This window comes from Streptococcus sp. 20925_1_24 (genome assembly GCF_041432335.1).
Classification (GTDB): Bacteria; Bacillota; Bacilli; order Lactobacillales; family Streptococcaceae; genus Streptococcus; species Streptococcus mitis_BM.
Genome location: NZ_JAPVZM010000006.1, coordinates 23,892 through 48,112 on the forward strand (window position 1 = coordinate 23,892; position 24,221 = coordinate 48,112).

23 protein-coding genes are annotated in these 24,221 nt (G+C 37.0%); 16 read left to right on the plus strand and 7 right to left on the minus strand.

Going from position 1 to position 24,221, the window contains the following annotated elements; all coding sequences use genetic code 11:
• Window positions 1-3 precede the first annotated feature (3 nt).
• Entirely contained in the window at window positions 4-2,547 is a 2,544-nt protein-coding gene (locus O3650_RS04235) for a YfhO family protein (protein ID WP_153193792.1), read from the minus strand.
• A 59-nt stretch (window positions 2,548-2,606) separates the two neighbouring features.
• Window positions 2,607-4,229, minus strand: a complete 1,623-nt coding sequence (locus tag O3650_RS04240) for an ATP-binding cassette domain-containing protein (protein ID WP_000958774.1) — start codon at window positions 4,227-4,229, stop codon at window positions 2,607-2,609.
• Between the two features lie 205 nt (window positions 4,230-4,434).
• On the opposite strand from O3650_RS04240, the gene trpS reads away from it, so the two are divergent.
• Window positions 4,435-5,460, plus strand: coding sequence for a tryptophan--tRNA ligase (gene trpS / locus O3650_RS04245; RefSeq protein ID WP_153193793.1), 1,026 nt, complete (start codon window positions 4,435-4,437; stop codon window positions 5,458-5,460).
• Between the two features lie 151 nt (window positions 5,461-5,611).
• Window positions 5,612-7,090 carry an IMP dehydrogenase gene (gene guaB / locus O3650_RS04250; protein WP_000073418.1) on the plus strand — a complete coding sequence of 493 codons (1,479 nt, stop codon included), beginning with the start codon at window positions 5,612-5,614 and terminating at the stop codon, window positions 7,088-7,090.
• A gap of 51 nt (window positions 7,091-7,141) precedes the next feature.
• On the opposite strand, the gene recF is transcribed toward guaB, so the two are convergent.
• The gene (recF, locus tag O3650_RS04255; RefSeq protein ID WP_153193794.1) at window positions 7,142-8,239 is read right to left on the minus strand and encodes a DNA replication/repair protein RecF; all 1,098 of its coding nucleotides are present in this window, start codon (window positions 8,237-8,239) and stop codon (window positions 7,142-7,144) included.
• Window positions 8,240-8,241: 2 nt separating this feature from the next.
• Complete coding sequence (yaaA, locus tag O3650_RS04260) at window positions 8,242-8,610, minus strand: S4 domain-containing protein YaaA (protein ID WP_153193795.1); 369 nt, start codon at window positions 8,608-8,610, stop codon at window positions 8,242-8,244.
• Between the two features lie 158 nt (window positions 8,611-8,768).
• On the opposite strand from yaaA, the gene yfmF reads away from it, so the two are divergent.
• The 12 genes from yfmF to tsf all read left to right on the plus strand — a co-directional run bounded on the left by yfmF (window position 8,769) and on the right by tsf (window position 19,949).
• Window positions 8,769-10,019 carry an EF-P 5-aminopentanol modification-associated protein YfmF gene (gene yfmF / locus O3650_RS04265; RefSeq protein ID WP_153193796.1) on the plus strand — a complete coding sequence of 417 codons (1,251 nt, stop codon included), beginning with the start codon at window positions 8,769-8,771 and terminating at the stop codon, window positions 10,017-10,019.
• Window positions 10,016-11,299, plus strand: a complete 1,284-nt coding sequence (gene yfmH, locus O3650_RS04270; protein ID WP_153193797.1) for an EF-P 5-aminopentanol modification-associated protein YfmH — start codon at window positions 10,016-10,018, stop codon at window positions 11,297-11,299. Before yfmF ends, yfmH begins: the two co-directional genes overlap by 4 nt.
• A 41-nt stretch (window positions 11,300-11,340) precedes the next feature.
• Complete coding sequence (gene rodZ, locus O3650_RS04275; RefSeq protein WP_023944985.1) at window positions 11,341-12,183, plus strand: cytoskeleton protein RodZ; 843 nt, start codon at window positions 11,341-11,343, stop codon at window positions 12,181-12,183.
• 10 nt (window positions 12,184-12,193) lie between these two features.
• Window positions 12,194-12,739, plus strand: a complete 546-nt coding sequence (gene pgsA, locus O3650_RS04280; protein ID WP_000712127.1) for a CDP-diacylglycerol--glycerol-3-phosphate 3-phosphatidyltransferase — start codon at window positions 12,194-12,196, stop codon at window positions 12,737-12,739.
• Window positions 12,736-13,563: an energy-coupling factor ABC transporter ATP-binding protein gene (locus O3650_RS04285; RefSeq protein WP_023944988.1), complete on the plus strand. Its 828-nt coding sequence runs from the start codon at window positions 12,736-12,738 to the stop codon at window positions 13,561-13,563. The genes pgsA and O3650_RS04285 overlap by 4 nt, the downstream gene beginning before the upstream one ends.
• Window positions 13,548-14,387, plus strand: a complete 840-nt coding sequence (locus O3650_RS04290; protein ID WP_153193798.1) for an energy-coupling factor transporter ATPase — start codon at window positions 13,548-13,550, stop codon at window positions 14,385-14,387. Before O3650_RS04285 ends, O3650_RS04290 begins: the two co-directional genes overlap by 16 nt.
• Window positions 14,380-15,174 carry an energy-coupling factor transporter transmembrane protein EcfT gene (locus O3650_RS04295; protein ID WP_153193799.1) on the plus strand — a complete coding sequence of 265 codons (795 nt, stop codon included), beginning with the start codon at window positions 14,380-14,382 and terminating at the stop codon, window positions 15,172-15,174. The genes O3650_RS04290 and O3650_RS04295 overlap by 8 nt, the downstream gene beginning before the upstream one ends.
• Window positions 15,175-15,232: 58 nt before the next feature.
• Window positions 15,233-16,051, plus strand: coding sequence for a rod shape-determining protein MreC (gene mreC, locus O3650_RS04300; protein WP_153193800.1), 819 nt, complete (start codon window positions 15,233-15,235; stop codon window positions 16,049-16,051).
• Window positions 16,051-16,545: a rod shape-determining protein MreD gene (gene mreD, locus O3650_RS04305; protein WP_261070732.1), complete on the plus strand. Its 495-nt coding sequence runs from the start codon at window positions 16,051-16,053 to the stop codon at window positions 16,543-16,545. Before mreC ends, mreD begins: the two co-directional genes overlap by 1 nt.
• A 93-nt stretch (window positions 16,546-16,638) precedes the next feature.
• Window positions 16,639-17,826 carry a peptidoglycan hydrolase PcsB gene (pcsB, locus tag O3650_RS04310; protein ID WP_101782425.1) on the plus strand — a complete coding sequence of 396 codons (1,188 nt, stop codon included), beginning with the start codon at window positions 16,639-16,641 and terminating at the stop codon, window positions 17,824-17,826.
• A gap of 224 nt (window positions 17,827-18,050) precedes the next feature.
• On the plus strand, window positions 18,051-18,830 hold the full coding sequence (gene rpsB / locus O3650_RS04315) for a 30S ribosomal protein S2 (RefSeq protein WP_000268459.1): 780 nt from the start codon (window positions 18,051-18,053) through the stop codon (window positions 18,828-18,830).
• Window positions 18,831-18,908: 78 nt separating this feature from the next.
• Entirely contained in the window at window positions 18,909-19,949 is a 1,041-nt protein-coding gene (gene tsf, locus O3650_RS04320; protein ID WP_261070733.1) for a translation elongation factor Ts, read from the plus strand.
• A 121-nt stretch (window positions 19,950-20,070) separates the two neighbouring features.
• On the opposite strand, the gene cysK is transcribed toward tsf, so the two are convergent.
• The 3 genes from cysK to O3650_RS04335 form a co-directional block, all read right to left on the minus strand.
• On the minus strand, window positions 20,071-20,997 hold the full coding sequence (cysK, locus tag O3650_RS04325) for a cysteine synthase A (RefSeq protein ID WP_261083300.1): 927 nt from the start codon (window positions 20,995-20,997) through the stop codon (window positions 20,071-20,073).
• Between the two features lie 96 nt (window positions 20,998-21,093).
• Window positions 21,094-21,537 carry a PH domain-containing protein gene (locus O3650_RS04330; protein ID WP_261074648.1) on the minus strand — a complete coding sequence of 148 codons (444 nt, stop codon included), beginning with the start codon at window positions 21,535-21,537 and terminating at the stop codon, window positions 21,094-21,096.
• Between the two features lie 15 nt (window positions 21,538-21,552).
• On the minus strand, window positions 21,553-22,188 hold the full coding sequence (locus tag O3650_RS04335; protein WP_153193803.1) for a YigZ family protein: 636 nt from the start codon (window positions 22,186-22,188) through the stop codon (window positions 21,553-21,555).
• A gap of 56 nt (window positions 22,189-22,244) precedes the next feature.
• Between O3650_RS04335 and O3650_RS04340 the strand changes: the two genes are divergently transcribed.
• The gene (locus tag O3650_RS04340) at window positions 22,245-23,543 is read left to right on the plus strand and encodes a DEAD/DEAH box helicase (protein ID WP_153193804.1); all 1,299 of its coding nucleotides are present in this window, start codon (window positions 22,245-22,247) and stop codon (window positions 23,541-23,543) included.
• Window positions 23,540-24,202 (plus strand): ComF family protein, encoded by a 663-nt coding sequence (locus O3650_RS04345; RefSeq protein WP_153193805.1) that lies wholly within the window; start codon window positions 23,540-23,542, stop codon window positions 24,200-24,202. Before O3650_RS04340 ends, O3650_RS04345 begins: the two co-directional genes overlap by 4 nt.
• Window positions 24,203-24,221 lie beyond the last annotated feature (19 nt).

Below are 24,221 nucleotides of genomic sequence, written 5' to 3' on the forward strand. Positions count from 1 at the left end.
TTTTTATATCTTAGATGACTTTCGTTTGTGATTATAGATTCCAAATAGTAAAAGAGAAGTAAAGGAACAGATTGCTCCAACAACAAACCCATTAGGAATGAAGGAAAGTGTAATAGTTCCTTTTCCCTTGGGAATGTCAACTTTCATAAAGCCAGTTTGAGCTTGTTTAATTTCTATTTTCTTACCATCTTGGTAGGCAGACCAGCCTTTGTCATAAGGAATGCTGAAGAAAATAGATGTATCTTGTTGGACATCATATGTAGCAAAAACCTTGTTTTTAGAAGTTGATACTGTTACAGGCTGTTCTTTAATTTTTTGAATTGCCTCGGTGAAAGTTTTGGTATCTAAACGGTAGAAGGTAGGAGATTCAAATGATACTTGTGAATTTCCAGGGAAACTAACATGAATATTGAAAGTTTTTTTCTCTTTAGTATATCCTAGATTAAAGAAGGAGAAGACATTATCAGTTGTAAAAGTCTTTTTTTCACCATTTACAAGGATGTCAACCTTCTTTTGTTTATCATTAGAAAAGTGAAGGTTTGTGAAAGAAAGATAAATTTGGCTGTTTTCTGGTACTTCAATTTGATACTGGATTGCTGCATCCTCATTTGAAGAACTTGTAACACTAATCAAATCATCAGTATTTTCTGTTTTGTCATAAGGGATTGGAGAAAAATAATCAAAATCGACGTTAGCAAGTTGATTTAAAAACGAGGCTTGATTATCCAAAGTGTGTTCATTGAACTTGACATCATTGTAAACAGATTGACTAGCAAAGGCAATCGGAAGAGAGAATTGATTTTCATATAGGGTAAGATTATCTTTTTGATAGATATCTTTAAAACCATACTTATCAATAGGACTGTCTGAGATATTGTACTGGATGCCAAATAAACTATCAGCCAAAATACTATTATTTGCATAGCGTAGATTGAGATTAGTCCCAGAGGATTTAAATCCAAGTTTATCCAAAGTAGAGCTTGCTGAACGATTTCGAACAGATGAAAATTGAGAGATTCCATTGTAGTTGAATTTCATACTGTCATTTCCTGTCTGAGTTTGTAGTTTTTCAGTACGAGTAAATTGATTTCCAATATATGTTGAGAAAGATTCCATAGCTGGGATATCTCGATTATATGCACTTCGAGAAGCAAAACCCCATTCTTTAGCAATTCCGTCCATTTGAGATGAAGCATTTAAACTTATTTCAACCATTATAAATAAAGAGATTAGAATGGTAAACAGATTTACAGAGATAAACTTTTTGATAACTGCAAGGAGTAAAAGAGAATAGACAACCAAAAATTCAAGAGTAAGCAGAATATTCAAATCTGTTAAAAAAGAATAATGCGATTTTAGATAGATGGTAGCTAAAAATCCTGTTACTAGAAGAAAAAGCGAAACTAAAAAATTCCAGACTTTAAGTTCTTTCAGACGCTTTAAGACTTCTGCTGCTGTGTAAATTAACAAGGTAGAGAAAATCCAAGCATAGCGATGTAAAAACATGTTTGGAGTATGCATGCCTTGCCAAAATAAATCAAGAGCTTCAATATAAAAGCTTGCAATTAGAAATGCAAAGAAGATTGCATAGATAAGTTTCACGTGAAACTTAATAGATTTCAGCGTAAAAAATAAAATGGTCAAAATAAAGGGAAGTAGTCCAACAAAAATCATTGGGATGGCCCCATACTTTGTTGTATCAAAGGAACCGATGAATTGCTTAGCAAAGAGATCAAGATACCAGCTACTTTCAGTTTGAAACTTTGTAACTTCAGTTAATTTTTCTCCATGTGTCTGTAAATCAAACAGAGTAGGAAGAGTCAGAATCAAACTAGCCATACCAGCTAAAACGGAGGTGATTATGAAATCAAGAAAAGATGATTTTCGGGTTTTAAAGTCCCAAGAAATTTGACAGAGATACCAGAAAATAAGAAACAATGCTGTCATATAGCCAAAATAATAGTTTTGTATAAATAAGATTGACAGACTTGTAAAGTACAATAGGAATTTCTTTTCAGTGATGAGTAGCTGTAAACCAGTTATAATTAAAGGAATCAAGATAAAAACATCTAGCCAGGTTTTTATCTCTAATTGACTGACAGTGAAACTCATCAGAGCATAGGAAGTAGATAAAGCTAGTTTTAAAGGATTAGGAATCGATTGAAATAATTTATTTAAACTAAAGTAAGTTGACAAACCAATCAATCCAAATTTTAAGAGAGTTGTCAGATAGACAGCATCTGGCATATTCGACAGATTAAAAAAGTAAACTAGAGGTGAAAGGAAACTTCCCAAGTAATAACTAGATAGGGCATAGAAATTCAATCCGAGGCCACTTGTAAAGGTGTAAAATAGACTACCATTTCCATGTAGGATATTTCGTAAAGCTACATCAAAAATAACGTATTGATGAAAGCCATCTCCTAATAATGGAGATGTATCGCTATTCAAGTAGATACCTTGAGATAGATATACTCCTATCATAATGATTATGGGAATGATGAAAGAAACAAAATAGGTCCAATATGTTTTAAAAAATAATTTCATGTTACCTCATAAAATGTTAGAAAACTCAGCTGGTTAACCCAACTGAGTTTTGAATTTTTTTAGTCTTTCCAAAGTTCTTTAACTTTTGCTTGTACTTCTGCATTCTCTAGGAATTCATCATATGTTTCATCGATACGGTCAATGACGCCATTTTTAGACAAGACAATGATATGGTTGGCTAGAGTTTGGATAAACTCGTGGTCATGGCTGGCAAAAATGATTGATTCTTTAAAGTTTTTCAATCCATCATTCAAGCTTGAGATAGATTCCAAGTCCAAGTGATTGGTTGGATCATCAAGTACAAGGACATTTGATTTTAAGAGCATGAGTTTTGAAAGCATGACACGAACTTTTTCTCCCCCTGACAAGACATTTACAGGTTTGTTAACTTCATCTCCAGAGAAGAGCATACGGCCGAGGAAGCCACGTAGGAAAGTATTGTCATCTTCTTCTTTACTTGCGAATTGACGCAACCAGTCAAGGATTGACTCTCCTCCTGCAAAATCTGCTGAGTTATCTTTTGGCAAGTAAGAACGGCTAGTAGTTACTCCCCACTTGACAGTTCCTTCATAGTCAATGTCTCCCATGATTGCACGAATTAATGCAGTCGTTTGGATGTCATTTTGTCCAATAAGCGCTGTCTTATCACCTGGACGCAAGATAAAGCTGATATTATCTAAAATAGTCTCACCATCAATCTTTACAGTTAGATTTTCTACTGTCAAGAGATCATTACCAATCTCACGTTCCGCTTTAAAGTTGATAAATGGATATTTACGACTAGATGGTACAATTTCTTCAAGTTCAATCTTATCAAGCATTTTCTTACGTGATGTTGCTTGTCTTGATTTAGAAGCATTGGCAGAGAAACGAGCTACGAATTCTTGCAATTGTTTAATTTTTTCTTCTGCTTTAGCATTACGGTCTGCTAGCAATTTAGCAGCGAGTTCAGAAGATTCCTTCCAGAAGTCATAGTTTCCGACATAGAGTTTGATTTTTCCGAAGTCAAGGTCGGCCATGTGAGTACATACTTTGTTTAAGAAGTGACGGTCGTGGGATACTACGATAACTGTGTTATCAAAGTCAATCAAGAAGTCTTCTAACCAAGTAATAGATTGGATGTCCAAACCGTTGGTAGGCTCGTCCAAGAGAAGAACATCAGGTTTACCAAAAAGTGCTTTGGCGAGGAGAACCTTTACTTTTTCACCGTTGGCCAATTCGCTCATGTTTTGATAGTGCAATTCTTCTGGAATGTTTAGGTTTTGAAGTAGTTGAGAGGCTTCACTTTCTGCTTCCCAGCCTCCAAGCTCGGCAAATTCTCCTTCGAGTTCGGCAGCACGCACTCCATCTTCGTCTGAGAAATCTTCCTTCATGTAGATGGCATCTTTCTCTTTCATGATGCTATAAAGTTTTTCATTTCCCATGATAACAACATCAATGGCACGTTCATCTTCATAGTCAAAGTGATTTTGACGAAGAACAGAGAGACGTTCATCTGGACCAAGAGAGATGTGACCAGTAGTAGGTTCGATATCTCCAGCTAAAATTTTTAAAAAGGTTGATTTTCCGGCACCATTAGCACCGATTAATCCATAAGTATTTCCTTCTGTAAATTTGATATTGACATCATCAAAAAGTTTGCGATCACTAAAACGTAGTGAAACATCAGATACTGTAAGCAATGTTTTTCTCCTATATGTGTAATATATTTATTCTACTAGAAAATACGGAAATATTCAAATTTTTATCTGTCAATTTTGTGTAAATTACGTTTACAGCATACTTTACACAAATCCGTAAATAGCAAGGTTGATTTATTTTTATAAATTGCAGTTATTTCATTAAAAAAATGCTATAATTGAAAGGACCATATCGAAGGAGAATAAAATGACTAAACCCATTATTTTAACAGGAGACCGTCCAACAGGAAAATTGCATATTGGACATTATGTTGGAAGTCTCAAAAATCGAGTATTATTACAGGAAGAGAATAAGTATGATATGTTTGTGTTCTTGGCTGACCAACAAGCCTTGACAGATCATGCCAAAGATCCTCAAACCATTGTAGAGTCTATCGGAAATGTGGCTTTGGATTATCTTGCAGTTGGATTGGATCCAAGTAAGTCAACTATTTTTATTCAAAGCCAGATTCCAGAGTTGGCTGAGTTGTCTATGTATTATATGAATCTGGTTTCATTAGCACGTCTGGAGCGTAATCCAACTGTCAAGACAGAAATTGCTCAGAAAGGATTTGGAGAAAGCATTCCGACAGGATTCTTGGTCTATCCAATAGCTCAAGCAGCTGACATCACTGCTTTTAAGGCTAATTATGTTCCTGTTGGGACAGATCAGAAACCAATGATTGAGCAAACTCGTGAAATTGTTCGTTCTTTTAACAATGCATATAACTGTGATGTCTTGGTAGAGCCGGAAGGTATTTATCCAGAAAATGAGAGAGCAGGGCGTTTACCTGGTTTGGATGGAAATGCTAAAATGTCTAAATCACTCAATAACGGTATTTATTTAGCTGATGATGCGGATACTTTGCGTAAAAAAGTAATGAGTATGTATACAGATCCAGATCATATCCGCGTTGAGGATCCAGGTAAAATTGAAGGAAATATGGTTTTCCATTATCTAGATGTTTTTGGTCGTCCAGAAGATGCTCAAGAAATTGCTGACATGAAAGAACATTATCAACGAGGTGGTCTTGGTGATGTGAAGACCAAGCGTTATCTACTTGAAATATTAGAACGTGAACTGGGTCCTATTCGTGAGCGCCGTATTGAATTTGCTAAGGATATGGGAGAAGTTTATAATATGCTTCAAAAAGGTAGTGAAAGAGCGCGTGAAGTTGCGGGTCAAACCCTATCTGAGGTTAAAGGGGCAATGGGACTTCAGTACTTTAACTAAGTTTATTTTACAAGAAACTATCATTTCTATCTCGAAGAAAAGATAGTTTTTTATTCACCCCTGTAACATTTGACAAATTTTTATAGAATGGTATGATAGATACAATATAAAAAGAGTCAAGCTCAAAAAGAAAGAAAAGAGGAAACTTCGAATGTCTAATTGGGACACTAAATTTTTGAAAAAAGGTTTTACCTTTGATGATGTATTGCTTATTCCAGCTGAAAGTCATGTGTTGCCTAACGATGCAGATTTAACAACTAAATTGGCAGATAATCTGACTTTAAATATCCCAATTATTACCGCTGCCATGGACACAGTTACAGAGAGTCAAATGGCCATTGCTATTGCTCGTGCAGGCGGTCTCGGAGTTATCCATAAAAACATGTCAATTGCTCAACAAGCAGACGAGGTTCGTAAGGTAAAACGTTCTGAAAATGGAGTTATTATTGATCCGTTCTTTTTGACACCTGAACATACAATTGCTGAAGCAGATGAGCTTATGGGTCGTTACCGCATTAGTGGTGTTCCAGTTGTTGAAACACTTGAAAATCGTAAATTGGTTGGTATTTTGACAAACCGAGATCTTCGTTTTATTTCAGACTATAACCAACCAATCTCAAACCATATGACTAGTGAAAATCTTGTTACTGCTCCTGTGGGTACAGATCTTGCAACAGCTGAGAGTATTCTTCAAGAACACCGTATTGAAAAGCTTCCTTTGGTAGATGAAGAAGGTCGTCTTTCTGGTTTGATTACTATCAAAGATATTGAAAAAGTTATTGAGTTTCCAAATGCTGCTAAAGATGAGTTTGGTCGTCTTCTAGTTGCAGGTGCAGTAGGTGTTACTTCAGATACATTTGAACGTGCAGAGGCTCTTTTTGAGGCAGGAGCGGATGCGATTGTTATTGATACTGCACATGGTCATTCTGCAGGTGTCTTGCGTAAAATTGCTGAGATTCGTGCTCATTTCCCAGATCGTACTTTGATTGCTGGAAATATTGCTACTGCTGAAGGTGCACGTGCCCTTTATGAAGCAGGTGTAGACGTTGTCAAGGTTGGTATTGGACCAGGTTCTATCTGTACTACTCGTGTGATTGCTGGTGTTGGTGTTCCACAAGTAACAGCTATCTATGATGCTGCAGCTGTTGCGCGTGAATATGGTAAAACGATCATTGCTGACGGTGGAATCAAGTATTCTGGAGATATTGTAAAAGCCCTTGCTGCAGGTGGAAATGCAGTTATGCTTGGATCAATGTTTGCTGGAACTGATGAAGCTCCAGGCGAAACTGAAATCTTCCAAGGACGTAAGTTCAAGACTTATCGTGGTATGGGATCAATTGCTGCTATGAAGAAAGGTTCAAGCGATCGTTACTTCCAAGGTTCTGTCAATGAAGCAAATAAACTCGTTCCAGAAGGAATTGAAGGTCGTGTTGCTTATAAAGGAGCGGCAGCTGATATTGTTTTCCAAATGATTGGTGGTATTCGCTCTGGTATGGGTTACTGTGGTGCAGCTAACCTTAAAGAACTACACGATAATGCTCAATTTATTGAAATGTCTGGTGCTGGTTTGAAAGAAAGCCACCCTCACGATGTACAAATTACTAATGAGGCACCAAATTATTCTATGTAAAAAAACAATGAAAAGAACTCCAGTAAAAACAGGAGTTCTTTTACAATGTTGTCAAGTTTTATTTACAATAACTTTACCATCTTGAATAGTGAAAATACTTAGATTTTCTGGTAGATTTTGAAGATGATCTATGCTTGTTGTTGTGATAAAGGTTTGGATTGACTGAGAAATCGTTTCTAATAATTTTAGTTGTCTAGTGTTGTCAAGTTCGCTCATAACATCGTCAAGCAGTAATATTGGAGATTCTGTAGTAATGCTTTCCATTAACTCGATTTCTGCTAATTTTATTGAGAGGACGAGACTACGATGTTGGCCTTGACTTCCGAAACCAGCATCCATTCCATTTATATAAAAAGAAATGTCATCCCGATGAGGACCAACACCAGTATTCTTTTTATATAAATCTCTGGACCTACTTTTTTCTAAAGCAATTTTGAAAGATTCTGATAAGTCTTCTTTGTCAGTTGGCTTTACAGAAGATTGATAGGATATTGACAACTCTTCAATCTGATTAGAAAGTTCAAAATGTTTCTTACGACCAAATGATTCTAGTTTTTTTATGAAATCTAAGCGGTGATTCATTACACGACATCCATAATCAACTAACTGATCATCCAACACTGAAAGGAAGGTTTCATCTATTTTTTGAGCTGATTTTAGGTAAGTGTTTCTTTGCTTTAGGATGTGGTTATAATTGGTTAAGTCAGATAAATAGATTGGCTTGATTTGTCCAAGTTCCATATCAATGAATTTTCGTCGAACCGAAGGTGCTCCTTTAATTAGTTGTAAATCTTCAGGAGCAAATAAGACAACATTCATGTGTCCTACATAATCTGAAAGGCGTGCCTGTTTTAAATGATTAACTTTTGTCACACGGCCTTTTTGTGTTAGTTCGATTTCGAGAGGAATGGATCCCGTTTGTTTCTGAACAAGACCTGAAAGATGAAGTTGTTCCTCGTCAAAATGAATGAGATTTTTATCTGTTCGAGTCCGATGACTACGTGTTAAGGCTAAAAAATAGATAGCCTCTAACATATTTGTTTTACCTTGCGCATTGCGTCCTAAAAAGACATTTAATTTAGGATTAAAGTCTATTTTCGTCTCTTTATAGTTACGAAAAGTCTTGAGAGATAGGTGTTGTAGCCACATGATTATCTACCAGGGAATCGCGGAGCTTGTTTGCTTTTTGGTGATGAAGTAGGTTTAGAGTTGTCTTTTTTTACTCCCTTATTCATCTCCTTGACGAGTTTAGCGATTCGTTCTTTTTCAACTTTATCAGCTTGGTATTCATCTTGCTCCTCAGAAGTAGGTTGTGTCAACAAGATGTCAATATTCATGTCAGGGATGTCAATTTTATCGCCAATACGAAGTTTTTTACCGCGACGATTCTCTAATTCCCTATTAAAGTAAACAGAATGTTCAGAGAGAAATGATTTGATAGCTCCTCCGCTATGTGTAATTCCAAGTTCTTTGAGTAGTGCTTGGAGGGTAATAAATTCTTCAAATAATTTGTATTCCATAATTCACCTCAATCTTTGGTATTATACCATATTTTCCTAAAAATAGTGAGAGAAATAGGAATAAATGTAAGCGATTTTTATTTCAAAAGTGTTACAGAGAACAAGAAAATTTCAGGTTTTCGTGATATAATAGAAGTCTGTATATAAGGAGGTAAATTATGGAGTTAGTGCATGGAATTTCAACACATTTTATCCAATCAAAAAAGTTTAAAACGAACAAAATCGCCGTGCGTTTTACCGCTCCATTATCCCTTAATACGATTGCAGGTCGCATGTTGAGTGCGAGTATGCTAGAGACTGCTAATCAGATGTACCCCACTTCTCAAGATTTGAGGAGACATTTAGCCAGTCTATACGGCACAGATATGTCAACTAATTGTTTCAGAAGAGGGCAAAGTCATATTGTAGAATTGACATTTACCTATGTTCGTGATGAGTTTTTAAGTAGGAAAAATGTGCTAACTTCTCAGATTTTGGAACTAGTAAAAGAAACTCTTTTTTCACCCATGCTAGTTGATAATGGATTTGATCCGTCCTTATTTGAAATTGAGAAAAAGCAATTGCTAGCAAGTTTAGCAGCTGATATGGATGATTCTTTTTATTTTGCACATAAAGAATTGGATAAATTGTTTTTTCATGATGAACGTCTTCAATTGGAATATAGTGATTTACGAAATCGTATTTTAGATGAAACTCCACAGAGTTCTTATTCTTGTTTCCAAGAATTTTTGACCAATGATCGAATAGATTTCTTTTTCCTAGGTGATTTTAATGAGGTTGAAATTCAAAATGTATTAGAATCGTTTGGCTTTAAAGCTCGAAAAGGAGATGTGAAGGTTCAGTATTGTCAACCTTATTCCAATATCCTTCAGGAAGGTATGGTTCGGAAAAATGTGGGACAATCCATTTTGGAATTAGGTTATCATTGCCCTTCTGAATATGGTGGTGAGCAACATTTACCCATGATTGTAATGAATGGTTTACTGGGTGGATTTGCTCACTCTAAACTATTTACAAATGTCCGTGAAAATGCTGGATTGGCTTATACTATTTCAAGTCAGCTCGATTTGTTTAGTGGATTCTTGAGGATGTATGCTGGTATCAATCGAGAAAATCGGAATCAGGCTCGTAAAATGATGAATAATCAACTGATTGATTTAAAAAAAGGATATTTTACAGAGCTTGAATTAGAGCAGACCAAAGAAATGATTCGTCGGTCTTTGTTGCTTTCTCAAGATAATCAAGGTTCATTGATTGAACGTGCTTATCAAAATGCCTTGCTTGGAAAATCTTCAGCAGACTTTAAAGGTTGGATTGCAAAACTCGAGCAAGTTGACAAAGATGCTATTTGTAGAGCAGCTAATAATGTGAAACTACAAGCGATTTACTTTATGGAAGGAATAGAATGACAAAGGTTGTTTTTGAAGAAAAATACTATCCAGCTGTAAAAGAAATGGTTTATCGAACTCGTTTGTCAAATGGCTTGACAGTTGCTCTTTTGCCTAAAAAGGAATTTAAAGAGGTTTACGGGAGTGTCACTGTTCAATTTGGTTCGGTAGATACGCTTGTAACAGAAGTTGACGGAAATGTAAAACAATATCCTGAAGGAATTGCTCATTTTCTTGAACATAAATTGTTTGAGAGAGAAGATGCTAGCGATTTGATGTCAGCTTTTACGAGTCTAGGTGCGGATAGCAATGCCTTTACAAGCTTTACAAAAACAAACTATCTTTTTTCAGCAACGGATCATCTCTTAGAGAATGTAGATTTACTTGATGAATTGGTAACATCAGCACATTTTACTGAAGATTCCATTTTAAGAGAGCAGGATATTATCCAGCAAGAACGAGAAATGTATCAAGATGATCCAGATTCGTGTTTATTCTTTTCAACTTTAGCGAATTTGTATCCTGGTACACCTTTAGCAACTGATATTGTTGGAAGTGAGGAGTCCATTTCCCAAATCAATCTAACTAATTTACAAGAAAATTTTACAAGGTTTTACAAATCTGTAAATATGTCTCTGTTTTTAGTTGGTAATTTTGATGTGGAAAGAGTACAGGACTATTTTGAAAGAAAAGAACTGGAAGATTTAGATGTTCAGGAAGCAGCAAGAGAAAAGCTTGTTTTACAAGATGTGAAGCAAACAGACAGTATGAGAATGGAAGTATCTTCTCCTAAACTAGCGATTGGGATTAGAGGTGTTCAAGAAGTTGCTGAGGCGGATTGCTATCGACATCATATTTTATTAAAATTATTGTTTGCAATGATGTTTGGTTGGACTTCGGATCGTTTTCAAAAGTTATATGAGTCAGGTAAAATAGATGCTTCCTTATCTCTTGAAATTGAAGTAACAAGTCGTTTTCATTTTGTTATGTTGACAATGGATACGAAAGAGCCAGTTGCTTTATCTCATCAATTTAGGAAGGCCATTCGTAATTTTACAAAGGATTTAGATATTACAGAGGATCATTTAGATATTATCAAAAGAGAGATGTTTGGAGAATTTTTCAGCAGCATGAACTCTCTTGAATTTATTGCAACGCAATATGATTCTTTTGAACATGGTGAGACAATTTTTGATTTACCAAAGATTTTACAGGAAATTACTTTAGAGGATGTCCTTGAAGCAGGGCATCACTTAATAGATGAAGGGGATATAGTTGATTTTACAATATTCCCATCGTAGTAACCTATTATAATAGACACTAGAAAGAAGGGATGACAAGTATGAGGAAAAAAACAATTGGTGAGGTTTTACGATTAGCTAGAATCAATCAGGGATTGAGTTTAGATGAATTGCAGAAAAAGACAGAAATCCAGTTAGATATGTTGGAAGCAATGGAAGCAGACGATTTCGATCAACTTCCAAGTCCTTTTTACACGCGTTCTTTCTTGAAAAAATATGCATGGGCTGTTGAGTTAGATGATCAAATTGTTTTGGATGCTTATGATTCTGGGAGTATGATTACTTATGAGGAAGTAGATGTTGATGAAGATGAGTTGACAGGTCGTAGACGTTCAAGTAAGAAAAAGAAGAAAAAAACATCCTTTTTACCTTTATTTTATTTTATCCTTTTTGCTTTATCGATTTTAATTTTTGTGACCTATTATGTTTGGAACTATATTCAAACTCAACCAGAGGGGCCTTCTCTTTCTAATTACAGTGTGATTCAATCAACAAGTTCAATGAGTTCAACTAGCTCTGTTCCCCACTCTTCAAGTAGTAGTTCATCCAGCAGTTCTTCTAGTGTAGAATCAACTATAAGTGTATCAGGTGAAGGAAATCATGTAGAAATCGCTTATAAGACAAGTAAGGAAACAGTTAAATTGCAATTGGCAGTTTCAGATGTTACAAGTTGGGTCAGCATTTCAGAAAGCGAACTTGAGGGTGGTGTAACCTTATCGCCAGAGAAGAAAAGTGCAGAAGCAACAGTTGCAACTAAAAGTCCTGTAACAATTACGTTAGGTGTTGTAAAAGGTGTTGCTTTGACAGTAGATAATCAGACTGTTGATTTATCGAAATTAACAGCTCAGACTGGACAAATCACTGTAACCTTTACTAAAAATTAAGGAAAAACGAATGAAAAAAGAACAAATTCCCAATCTCTTAACAATAGGTCGAATTCTCTTTATACCTATTTTTATCTTTATTTTAACGATAGGAAATTCGATAGAGAGTCATATAGTGGCAGCTATTATCTTTGCTATTGCCAGTATTACCGACTATTTAGATGGATATTTAGCTCGTAAATGGAATGTGGTCAGTAATTTTGGTAAATTTGCAGATCCTATGGCGGATAAGTTACTAGTTATGTCGGCTTTTATTATGTTGATTGAGTTAGGTATGGCTCCGGCTTGGATTGTTGCAGTAATTATCTGTCGTGAGTTAGCTGTGACAGGTTTAAGGCTTTTATTGGTTGAAACTGGTGGAACGGTTTTAGCAGCGGCAATGCCTGGAAAAATTAAAACTTTTAGTCAGATGTTTGCGATTATTTTCTTGCTATTACATTGGACTTTGCTTGGTCAAGTTCTACTTTATGTAGCCTTATTTTTCACTATCTACTCTGGCTATGATTATTTCAAGGGTAGTGCCTATGTATTTAAAGGGACATTTGGTTCGAAATGAAATCAATAATTGATGTAAAAAATCTTTCTTTTCGCTATAAGGAAAGTCAGGAATATTACGATGTGAAGGATATTACGTTTCACGTGAAACGTGGAGAATGGCTTTCGATTGTAGGGCATAATGGTAGTGGTAAATCAACGACGGTTCGCTTAATTGATGGCTTACTGGAAGCAGAATCCGGAGAGATTGTAATTGATGGCCAACGGCTGACTGAGGAAAATGTTTGGAATATACGTCGTCAAATCGGTATGGTTTTTCAAAATCCAGACAATCAATTTGTTGGAGCGACTGTTGAAGATGATGTTGCTTTTGGTTTGGAAAATCAGGGACTTTCTCGTCAAGAAATGCAAAAGAGAGTGGAAGAAGCTCTGGATTTGGTTGGCATGTTGGACTTTAAAAAGAGAGAGCCAGCGCGTCTATCAGGTGGCCAAAAGCAACGTGTGGCCATTGCAGGTGTTGTAGCCCTAAGACCATCTATTTTAATTCTAGATGAAGCGACAAGTATGTTGGATCCTGAGGGTCGTAGAGAACTGATTGAGACAGTAAAAGGAATTCGGAAAGACTATGATATGACGGTCATTTCCATTACACATGATTTGGAAGAAGTTGCCATGAGTGATCGTGTGTTGGTCATGAAAAAAGGGGAAATTGAATCAACTAGTAGTCCAAGAGATCTTTTCTCTCGAAATGATTTAGATCAAATTGGATTAGACGATCCTTTTGCTAATCAATTAAAAAATTCTTTAAGCCAGAATGGCTATGATTTGCCTGAAAATTATTTGACAGAAAGTGAGCTAGAGGATAAGCTATGGGAATTGCTCTAGAAAATGTGAGTTTTACGTATCAAGAAGGGACTCCCTTAGCTTCAACAGCTTTGTCAGATGTTTCTTTGACGATTGAAGATGGTTCTTATACGGCTTTAATTGGACACACAGGTAGTGGTAAATCAACTATTTTACAACTCTTAAATGGTTTATTGGTGCCAAGTCAAGGGAGTGTGCGAGTCTTTGATACCTTAATCACCTCGACTTCTAAAAATAAAGACATTCGTCAAATTAGAAAACAGGTTGGTTTGGTATTTCAGTTTGCTGAAAATCAGATTTTTGAAGAAACGGTTTTGAAAGACGTTGCTTTTGGACCGCAAAATTTTGGAGTTTCTGAAGAAGATGCTGTGAAGATTGCGCGTGAAAAACTGGCTCTGGTTGGAATTGATGAATCACTTTTTGATCGCAGTCCGTTTGAGCTATCAGGTGGACAAATGAGACGTGTCGCCATTGCAGGTATACTTGCAATGAAACCAGCCATATTAGTCTTAGATGAGCCCACAGCAGGCCTAGATCCCCTGGGAAGAAAAGAGCTGATGAATTTGTTCAAAAAACTCCACCAGTCAGGGATGACCATTGTCTTGGTAACGCATTTGATGGATGATGTTGCTGAATATGCAAATCAAGTCTATGTGATGGAAAAGGGACGTTTAGTTAAAGGTGGGAAACCAAGTGATGTCTTTCAAGATGTTGTCTTTATGGAAGAAGTGCAGTTGGGAGTACCTAAAATTACGGCCTTTTGTAAACGATTGGCTGATAGAGGCGTGTCATTTAAACGATTACCGATTAAGATAGAGGAGTTCAAGGAGTCGCTAAATGGATAGTATGATTTTGGGGCGTTATATCCCAGGGGATTCGATTGTTCACCGGTTGGATCCACGCAGCAAATTACTGGCTATGATGCTACTGATTTTGATCGTTTTTTGGGCTAATAATCCCTTGACGAATCTAATTCTTTTTATAGCGACAGGGATATTTATTGCCTTGTCAGGAGTATCTCTTTCATTTTTTATTCAGGGCTTGAAGTCTATGTTTTTCTTGATTGCCTTCACAACTATTTTTCAACTGTTTTTCATTTCTAATGGGAATGTTTTATTTGAGTTTTCGTTTGTGAGAATCACAGATTATGCTTTGCAACAAGCTGGGATTATTTTTTGTCGCTTCGTATTGATTATTTTCTTTTCAACTTTGTTAACCTTAACGACCATGCCTTTAAGTTTGGCATCAGCTGTCGAAGCTTTGTTAGCGCCTTTAAAGCGTGTGAAAGTTCCAGTTCATGAAATTGGCTTAATGCTATCTATGAGTTTGCGTTTTGTTCCGACCTTAATGGATGATACGACGCGGATTATGAATGCACAGAAAGCGCGTGGAGTGGATTTTGGTGAAGAAAGCATTGTTCAAAAGGTGAAGGCTATGATTCCCATTTTGATTCCTCTTTTTGCGACAAGTTTAAAACGTGCAGATTCCTTGGCTATCGCCATGGAAGCGCGTGGTTATCAGGGTGGAAAAGGTAGAAGTCAATACCGACAATTGAAATGGACGCGAAAGGATACGCTGACCATTCTTGTTATTCTCGTACTTGGTTGTTGCTTATTTTTCTTAAAATCTTAGTAGCTTTCAGGAATTGATAAAAAGTTACTGTAACAGTTTTTGATATAAAGGTAGGGATATGAACCGTTTTAAAAAATCAAAATATGTCATTATTGTTTTTGTCGCTGTTCTACTTGTGTCAGCTCTCTTAGCGACGACTTATTCAAGTACAATTGTGACAAAATTAGGAGATGGAATCTCATTGGTTGATAGGGTTGTGCAAAAACCTTTTCAGTGGTTTGATTCTGTCAAATCAGATTTGGCTCATTTGACACGAACATATAATGAAAATGAAAGTTTGAAGAAACAGATTTACCAGTTAGAAGTTAAATCAAATGAGGCGGAAAGTTTAAAGACAGAAAATGAACAACTGCGCCAATTGCTTGATATGAAGTCTAAATTGCAAGCCACAAAGACTTTAGCAGCAGATGTTATTATGCGTTCTCCAGTATCTTGGAAGCAGGAATTGACCTTAGATGTAGGTAAATCAAAAGGGGCTTCTGAGAACATGTTAGCCATTGCAAATGGTGGTTTGATTGGGAGTGTTTCAAAAGTGGAGGAGAACTCTACTATGGTCAACCTTCTGACAAATACGGAAAATGCTGATAAGATTTCTGTTAAAATTCAACACGGCACTACCACAATTTATGGAATTATTGTTGGCTATGACAAGGAAAATGAAGTTCTTAAAATTAGCCAATTAAATAGCAATAGCGATATTAGTGCAGGAGATAAGGTGACCACTGGTGGATTAGGAAACTTTAACGTTGCGGATATTCCTGTTGGTGAAGTGGTTGCCACAACGCATAGTACAGACTATTTGACACGAGAAGTAACTGTTAAATTGAGTGCAGATACTCATAATGTGGATGTGATAGAATTAGTGGGGAATTCATGATGAGACAGTTGAAGCGGGTTGGAGTGTTTTTATTACTTCCTTTCTTTGTTCTAATTGACGCCCATATTAGCCAGCTTCTGGGCTCATTGTTCCCCCATGTACATTTGGCTAGTCATTTTCTTTTTCTATTTCTATTATTTGAGACGATAGAAGTATCAGAGTACCTCTACCTAGTCTATTGTTTTGTAATTGGCTTGGTTTACGATGTTTACTTTTTCCATCTAATAGGGATTGCAACTCTCTTATTTATCTTACTGGGAGCCTTTCTTCATAAATTGAATAGTGTTATTTTATTGAATCGTTGGACGAGAATGTTGGCAATTATTGTCATGACTTTTCTATTTGATATGGGAGCTTATCTCTTTGCATTAGCGGTAGGTTTAACTGTAGATAGTCTGCCGATTTTTATCGTTTATAGCCTAGTACCATCCATGATTTTAAATCTTGTGTGGATGTTTATTTTTCAGTTTATTTTTGAAAGATATTATCTATAAGAAAGAAACAAAAATGTAACAAAGGCGTAATATTCATTAGGCCTTTTTTTGGTATACTAGTATTGTCTTTAAAAGAAGGAGTATCTACGTAATATGAAGAAAAAAATCTTAGCGTCACTTTTATTAAGTACAGTAATGGTTTCTCAAGTAGCTGTTTTAACAACTGCGCATGCAGAAACGACTGATGACAAAATTGCTGCTCAAGATAATAAAATTAGTAATTTAACAGCACAACAACAAGAAGCCCAAAAACAAGTTGACCAAATTCAGGAGCAAGTATCAGCTATTCAAGCTGAGCAATCTAACTTGCAAGCTGAAAATGATAGATTACAAGCAGAATCCAAAAAACTTGAGAGTGAGATTACAGAACTTTCTAAAAACATTGTATCTCGCAATGATTCTTTGGAAAAACAAGCTCGTAGTGCTCAAACAAATGGAGCTGCAACTAGCTACATCAATACGATTGTAAACTCAAAATCAATTACAGAAGCTATTTCACGTGTAGCAGCAATGAATGAAATCGTATCTGCTAACAACAAAATGTTGGAACAACAAAAAGCAGATAAAAAAGCAATTTCTGAGAAGCAAGTGGCAAACAATGACGCAATTAATACAGTAATTGCAAATCAACAGAAATTGTCTGATGATGCGCAAGCTTTAACAACGAAACAAGCTGAGTTGAAGGCTGCAGAATTAAATCTTGCTGCTGAAAAAGCGACAGCAGAAGATGAAAAAGCAAGTTTGCTAGAGAAAAAAGCAGAAGCAGAAGCGGCAGCAAAAGCAGCAGCAGAGGCAGAAGCAGCTTACAAGGCAAAACAAGTAAGTCAACAACAAACAGTTGTTGCTTCTGGAAATACGACTTTTGCAGCACAGGTTCAAGCTGTAGCTTCTTCGGAATCAGCAACATATACTCCTGTGGCAGTCAAACAACGCCCAACATACAGTACAAATGCTTCAAGCTATCCAATTGGAGAATGTACATGGGGAGTTAAAACATTAGCACCTTGGGCTGGAGACTATTGGGGTAATGGAGCGCAGTGGGCTACAAGTGCAGCTGCTGCAGGATTCCGTACAGGTTCAACACCTCAAGTTGGTGCGATTGCATGTTGGAATGATGGTGGCTATGGACACGTAGCGGTAGTCACTGCTGTAGAATCAACAACACGTATCCAAGTGTCAGAATCAAATTATGCTGGTAATCGCACGCTTGGAAATCATCGTGGGTGGTTCAATCCGACAACTACATCGTCAGGTTTTGTAACATATATTTATGCAGATTAATTTACAGAGGGACTCGAATAGAGCCCTCTTTTTCATGTTTCACCGTGACAATCCCTATTAAAAATTATATCAAAATAGCTTGAAAATATTGGAAAAGTATGGTAAAATGAAAATTGTCGTGTGAACGATAATACTCATTCTTGATGAATTGTGAGACAGTTGCCCTTGGGTCGTTTTGCAAGTTGAAGTCAAGAAGAGGAAAAAAACAAAAAGGAGAAATACTCATGGCAGTAATTTCAATGAAACAACTTCTTGAGGCTGGTGTACACTTTGGTCACCAAACTCGTCGCTGGAACCCTAAGATGGCTAAGTACATCTTTACTGAGCGTAACGGAATCCACGTTATCGACTTGCAACAAACAGTAAAATACGCTGACCAAGCATACGACTTCATGCGCGATGCAGCAGCTAACGATGCAGTTGTATTGTTTGTTGGTACTAAGAAACAAGCAGCTGATGCAGTTGCTGAAGAAGCAGTACGTTCAGGTCAATACTTTATTAACCACCGTTGGTTGGGTGGAACTCTTACAAACTGGGGAACAATCCAAAAACGTATCGCTCGTTTGAAAGAAATCAAACGTATGGAAGAAGATGGAACTTTCGAAGTTCTTCCTAAGAAAGAAGTTGCACTTCTTAATAAACAACGTGCACGTCTTGAAAAATTCTTGGGTGGTATCGAAGATATGCCTCGTATCCCAGATGTAATGTATGTAGTTGACCCACATAAAGAGCAAATCGCTGTTAAAGAAGCTAAGAAATTGGGAATCCCAGTTGTAGCGATGGTTGACACAAACACTGATCCAGATGATATCGATGTAATCATCCCAGCTAACGATGATGCTATCCGCGCTGTTAAATTGATCACAGCTAAATTGGCTGACGCTATCATCGAAGGACGTCAAGGTGAAGATGCAGCAGCAGTTGAAGCAGAATTTGCAGCTTCAGAAGCTCAAGCAGATTCAATCGAAGAAATCGTTGAAGTTGTAGAAGGCGACAACGCTTAATTCATATAAATAGTAATTACCTAGGAGGGCGGGGCTTAGCCCGGCTCTCCTATTTTTAAAAAATATAGGAGAATCAAAATGGCAGAAATTACAGCTAAACTTGTAAAAGAGTTGCGTGAAAAATCTGGTGCCGGAGTTATGGACGCTAAAAAAGCGCTTGTAGAAACAGACGGTGACATCGAAAAAGCGATTGAATTGCTTCGTGAAAAAGGTATGGCTAAGGCAGCTAAGAAGGCTGACCGTGTTGCTGCAGAAGGATTGACTGGTGTTTATGTTAACGGTAATGTTGCAGCAGTTATTGAAGTAAACGCTGAAACTGACTTCGTTGCGAAAAATGCTCAATTCGTTGAATTGGTAAATACTACAGCTAAAGTTATTGCTGAAGGAAAACCTGCTAATAATGAAGAAGCTCTTACTTTGACAATGCCTTCAGGTGAAACTCTTGAAGCTGCATATGTATCTGCAACAGCAACTATCGGTGAAAAAATCTCATTCCGTCGTTTTGCTTTGCTTGAAAAAACAGATGCACAACACTTTGGAGCATACCAACACAATGGTGGCCGTATTGGTGTTATCTCTGTTATTGAAGGTGGAGACGAAGCGCTTGCTAAACAAATCTCAATGCACATTGCTGCGATGAAACCAACAGTTCTTTCTTACAAAGAATTGGATGAGCAATTTGTTAAAGATGAGTTGGCTCAATTGAACCACGTAATCGACCAAGACAACGAAAGCCGTGCAATGGTTAACAAACCAGCTCTTCCACACTTGAAGTATGGATCAAAATCACAATTGACTGATGAAGTAATCGCTCAAGCTGAAGCTGATATCAAAGCTGAGTTAGCTGCAGAAGGAAAACCAGAAAAAATCTGGGACAAAATCATCCCAGGTAAAATGGATCGCTTCATGCTTGACAACACTAAAGTTGACCAAGCTTACACACTTCTTGCACAAGTATACATCATGGATGACAGCAAGACAGTTGAAGCATACCTTGAATCAGTTAACGCTTCAGTAGTTGAGTTCGCTCGCTTTGAAGTTGGTGAAGGTATCGAAAAAGCTGCAAACGACTTTGAAGCTGAAGTTGCAGCTACAATGGCAGCAGCCTTGAATAACTAATTATAGAAAGGAAGTAAATTTGCTTCCTTTTTTCTATGCAGTCGATCCCTATAGGGAGAGCTTCCTATTTTCAAGGTAAAAATAAAAAGCCCTATAATAAGGGCCAATTGTATTTAGGAGACTAAACTTCAAATTCATAGAGTGCTGTAGAGAGATAACGTTCACCGTTATCTGGTGCTAGAGCAAGAACTTTTTTACCTGTACCTAATTTTTTGGCAATCTCGATGGCTCCGTAGATAGCTGCAGCTGAAGAAATCCCTACAAGGAAACCTTCTTTTCCACCAACTTCACGGCCTAGTGCTAGAGCATCGTCTGACGTTACACGAACGATACCATCATAAGCCTTTGTATCCAGTGTATCAGGAATAAATCCAGCTGATATACCTTGAATTTTGTGAGGACCAGGTTTTTCACCAGATAGAATAGCAGATTCATCAGCTTCCACTGCATAAACTTGAATGTTTGAATTTGCTGTTTTGAGTGCATGAGAAACACCAGAAATCGTTCCACCGGTACCCACTCCAGCAACAAAGACATCTAGTCCATCTTTACCGAAAGCAGCTAGTATTTCAGCTCCTGTTGTTCTTTCGTGTACTTCTGGATTTGCTGGGTTGTCAAATTGAAGAGGAAGGAAACCATCACGTTCAGCAGCGATTTCTTGAGCCTTAGCAATAGCACCTTTCATTCCTTCGCTACCAGGAGTAAGGACGAGTTCAGCACCATAGGCTTGGATAATCTTACGTCGTTCCACACTCATAGTTTCAGGCATAACGATAACAACTTTATACCCTTTAGCAGCCCCTACCCATGAAAGTCCAATACCAGTGTTTCCACTTGTTGCTTCAACAATAGTAGAACCAGGTTTCAGAATACCGTCTTGTTCAGCTTTTTCAATCATGCTAAGAGCAATACGGTCTTTTACAGAAGAACCAGGGTTAAATGCTTCAAGTTTTACATAGATATCTGCAGCACCTTCTGGCACGATGTTGTTGAGTTTAACAATCGGAGTTTGACCGATTAGTTCAGTAATGTTGTTATAAATAGACATATGAATACCTCTTTGTATAAGATATCTCTAGTATAACGCTATCTATACCATTTGTAAAATATAGAAATCCTATCGAAGCGATAGGATTTTTTTATATCATAGGTCTAAGCCATTAATTTTTAAGCGATTGTGATAGGCTAATTCTAGTAAATATGTATAAAGTGGAACGATATCTGTTTTCTTAGGGAATTCAAATTTGTGAACACTAAAATGTTCATTATGTGCTTTTAGAAAGATATTTTCTAAATAAGTAATAGTAATTTCACTATCATCTATACCTGCTCCCGCAGTTTCCATTTCAACGTTAACAATGTTCATCAAAAAGATTGATTTAATAGACATCTTACGAGCAGTAGCGCCTTGTTTATCTGTAAAGATAATACGGATATTTGTAAATATAATTGAGTCACGAATCAGTTTATATCCACTTTGAATTTCTTCATTTTCTAGTAGGTATTGTCCATATTCTTTGATAAGAGTTTCTTTGTTTTGCTCGCTAAAGTTACCAGCGAGTCCTTGAATGAACTTTCCAAATGGCATATTTCTCTCCTTTGTTTACACTAGGTTTACAGGAACTTCAACTTCTCGTAAACCTTGGTCAGTTAAAGTGACTTTTCCATTAAAAAACTCTACAAGTGCAGCTTTAATAGTTTCTTTTTCTTCTTTATCAACATAAATCATCGTATCGACTTGATCTGTAAAGTTTGTATCCAGTTCCATGAGATTATGTTCCTTAAGGAAGTTACTGTACTCTTGATACTGAGCGTAAGACATTTGAATAGCAATGCCAGCCTGTTCCTTTATTTCAATGATGCCAATTTCTTTGACAGCTAAGGCAACACTGCCAGCGTAAGCACGAATCAGTCCTCCAGCGCCTAGTTTAATGCCACCAAAGTAGCGTGTCACTACCACACAGACATTGGTGAGGTTGTGATTTTCTAGTACCCCTAGCATGGGAACGCCAGCAGTACCACTGGGCTCACCATCATCACTTGTACGTTTAATTTCACTACGTTCCCCAATAATAAATGCAGAGCAGTTATGCGTCGCTTTGTAGTGTTCTTTTTTGATGGTGGTAATGAAGTCACGAGCCTCTTCTTCGCTATAAACACGCTTGGCGTGACAGATAAAGCGGGATTTTTTGATTTCTTCTTGGACTTGTCCGTCCTCTTTAATTGTTCTAAATTCCATGATTTAATTGTACTAAAAAATCATCTAAAGCGCTAGGTTTTTACGAATAAAGAAGTATGAAAGTAAATCCAAATTATCTCGGTCGTTTGTTTACTGAGAATGAATTAACAGAAGAGGAACGTCAGTTGGCGGAAAAATTTCCAGCAATGAGAAAGGAGAAGGGGAAACTTTTCTGTCAACGTTGTAATAGTATTATTCCAGAGGAATGGTATTTGCCCATCGGTGCTTACTATTGTCGAGAGTGCTTGCTGATGAAGCGAGTCAGGAGTGATCAAGCTTTATACTATTTTCCGCAGGAGGATTTTCCTAAACAGGATGTTCTTAAATGGCGTGGTCAATTAACTCCTTTTCAAGAAAAGGTGTCAGAGGGATTGATTCAGGCAGCAGACAAGCAAGAGCCAACCTTGGTACATGCGGTGACAGGGGCTGGAAAGACAGAAATGATTTATCAAGTTGTGGCTAAGGTGATTAATAGGGGTGGTGCAGTGTGTTTGGCCAGTCCTCGCATAGATGTTTGTTTGGAGCTGTATAAGCGCCTGCAAGATGATTTTGCTTGCGAGATATCTTTACTACACGGAGAATCAGAGCCGTATTTTCGAACACCACTAGTTGTTGCGACGACCCATCAGTTATTGAAGTTTTATCAAGCTTTTGATTTGCTGATAGTGGATGAAGTAGATGCTTTTCCTTATATTGACAATCCCACGCTTTACCATGCTGTCAAGAATAGTGTAAAGGAGAATGGATTGAGAATCTTTTTAACAGCGACTTCGACCGATGAGTTAGATAGGAAGGTTCGCATAGGAGAACTAAAACGACTGAGCTTACCTAGACGATTCCATGGGAATCCTTTGATTATTCCTAAACCTGTCTGGTTATCAGATTTTAATCACTGTTTAGAGAAAAGTCGGTTATCACCAAAGCTAAAGTTTTATATTGAGAAGCAGAGAAAGACAGGTTATCCGTTACTTATTTTTGCTTCAGAGATTAAGAAAGGGGAGCAATTAAAAGAAGTCTTACAGAAGGAATTTCCAAATGAGAAAATTGGCTTTGTATCTTCTGTAACAGAAGATAGATTAGAGCAGGTACAAGCTTTTCGAGATGGAGAACTGACAATACTTATCAGTACGACAATATTGGAGCGTGGAGTTACCTTCCCTTGTGTGGATGTTTTCGTAGTAGAGGCCAATCATCGCCTTTTTACCAAGTCTAGTTTGATTCAGATTGGTGGACGAGTTGGACGAAGCATGGATAGACCGACAGGAGATTTACTTTTCTTCCATGACGGGTTAAATGCTTCAATCAAAAAGGCAATTAAGGAAATTCAGCAGATGAATAAGGAGGCGGGGCTATGAAGTGCTTATTGTGTGGGCAGACTATGAAGGCTGTTTTAACTTTTAGTAGTCTCTTACTTCTGAAGAATGATGACACTTGTCTTTGTTCAGACTGTGACTCTACTTTTGAGAGGATTGGAGAAGAGAACTGTCCAAACTGTATGAAAACAGGATTGTCAACCAAGTGTAAAGATTGTCAACTTTGGTGTAAAGAAGGAGTTGAGGTCAGTCATAGAGCGATTTTTACTTACAATCAAGCTATGAAGGATTTTTTCAGTCGGTATAAGTTTGATGGAGACTTTCTTTTAAGAAAAGTGTTCGCTTCATTTTTAAGTGAGGAGTTAAAAAAGTACAAAGAGTATCAATTTGTTGTAATTCCCCTAAGTCCTGATAGATATGCTGATAGAGGATTTAATCAGGTTGAAGGTTTAGTTGATGCAGCAGGCTTTGCGTATCTGGATTTATTAGAAAAGAAAGAAGAGCGAGCTAGTTCTTCTAAAAGTCGCTCAGAGCGTTTGGAGACAGAATTTCCTTTCTTTATTAAAAGTGGAGTCACTATTCCTAAAAAAATCCTACTTATAGATGATATTTATACTACTGGAACAACTATAAATCGTGTGAAGAGACTGCTGGAAGAAGCGGGTGCTGAGGATGTGAAAACATTTTCCCTTGTAAGATGAGGAAAAAATTTGCAAAAAT

Coding starts and splice junctions, on each gene's coding strand:
- O3650_RS04235 (WP_153193792.1), bottom strand. CDS start 2,547: ATGAAATTATTTTTTAAAACATATTGGACCTATTTTGTTTCTTTCATC.
- trpS (WP_153193793.1), top strand. CDS start 4,435: ATGACTAAACCCATTATTTTAACAGGAGACCGTCCAACAGGAAAATTG.
- guaB (WP_000073418.1), top strand. CDS start 5,612: ATGTCTAATTGGGACACTAAATTTTTGAAAAAAGGTTTTACCTTTGAT.
- recF (WP_153193794.1), bottom strand. CDS start 8,239: ATGTGGCTACAACACCTATCTCTCAAGACTTTTCGTAACTATAAAGAG.
- yaaA (WP_153193795.1), bottom strand. CDS start 8,610: ATGGAATACAAATTATTTGAAGAATTTATTACCCTCCAAGCACTACTC.
- yfmF (WP_153193796.1), top strand. CDS start 8,769: ATGGAGTTAGTGCATGGAATTTCAACACATTTTATCCAATCAAAAAAG.
- yfmH (WP_153193797.1), top strand. CDS start 10,016: ATGACAAAGGTTGTTTTTGAAGAAAAATACTATCCAGCTGTAAAAGAA.
- rodZ (WP_023944985.1), top strand. CDS start 11,341: ATGAGGAAAAAAACAATTGGTGAGGTTTTACGATTAGCTAGAATCAAT.
- pgsA (WP_000712127.1), top strand. CDS start 12,194: ATGAAAAAAGAACAAATTCCCAATCTCTTAACAATAGGTCGAATTCTC.
- O3650_RS04285 (WP_023944988.1), top strand. CDS start 12,736: ATGAAATCAATAATTGATGTAAAAAATCTTTCTTTTCGCTATAAGGAA.
- O3650_RS04290 (WP_153193798.1), top strand. CDS start 13,548: ATGGGAATTGCTCTAGAAAATGTGAGTTTTACGTATCAAGAAGGGACT.
- O3650_RS04295 (WP_153193799.1), top strand. CDS start 14,380: ATGGATAGTATGATTTTGGGGCGTTATATCCCAGGGGATTCGATTGTT.
- mreC (WP_153193800.1), top strand. CDS start 15,233: ATGAACCGTTTTAAAAAATCAAAATATGTCATTATTGTTTTTGTCGCT.
- mreD (WP_261070732.1), top strand. CDS start 16,051: ATGAGACAGTTGAAGCGGGTTGGAGTGTTTTTATTACTTCCTTTCTTT.
- pcsB (WP_101782425.1), top strand. CDS start 16,639: ATGAAGAAAAAAATCTTAGCGTCACTTTTATTAAGTACAGTAATGGTT.
- rpsB (WP_000268459.1), top strand. CDS start 18,051: ATGGCAGTAATTTCAATGAAACAACTTCTTGAGGCTGGTGTACACTTT.
- tsf (WP_261070733.1), top strand. CDS start 18,909: ATGGCAGAAATTACAGCTAAACTTGTAAAAGAGTTGCGTGAAAAATCT.
- cysK (WP_261083300.1), bottom strand. CDS start 20,997: ATGTCTATTTATAACAACATTACTGAACTAATCGGTCAAACTCCGATT.
- O3650_RS04330 (WP_261074648.1), bottom strand. CDS start 21,537: ATGCCATTTGGAAAGTTCATTCAAGGACTCGCTGGTAACTTTAGCGAG.
- O3650_RS04335 (WP_153193803.1), bottom strand. CDS start 22,188: ATGGAATTTAGAACAATTAAAGAGGACGGACAAGTCCAAGAAGAAATC.
- O3650_RS04340 (WP_153193804.1), top strand. CDS start 22,245: ATGAAAGTAAATCCAAATTATCTCGGTCGTTTGTTTACTGAGAATGAA.
- O3650_RS04345 (WP_153193805.1), top strand. CDS start 23,540: ATGAAGTGCTTATTGTGTGGGCAGACTATGAAGGCTGTTTTAACTTTT.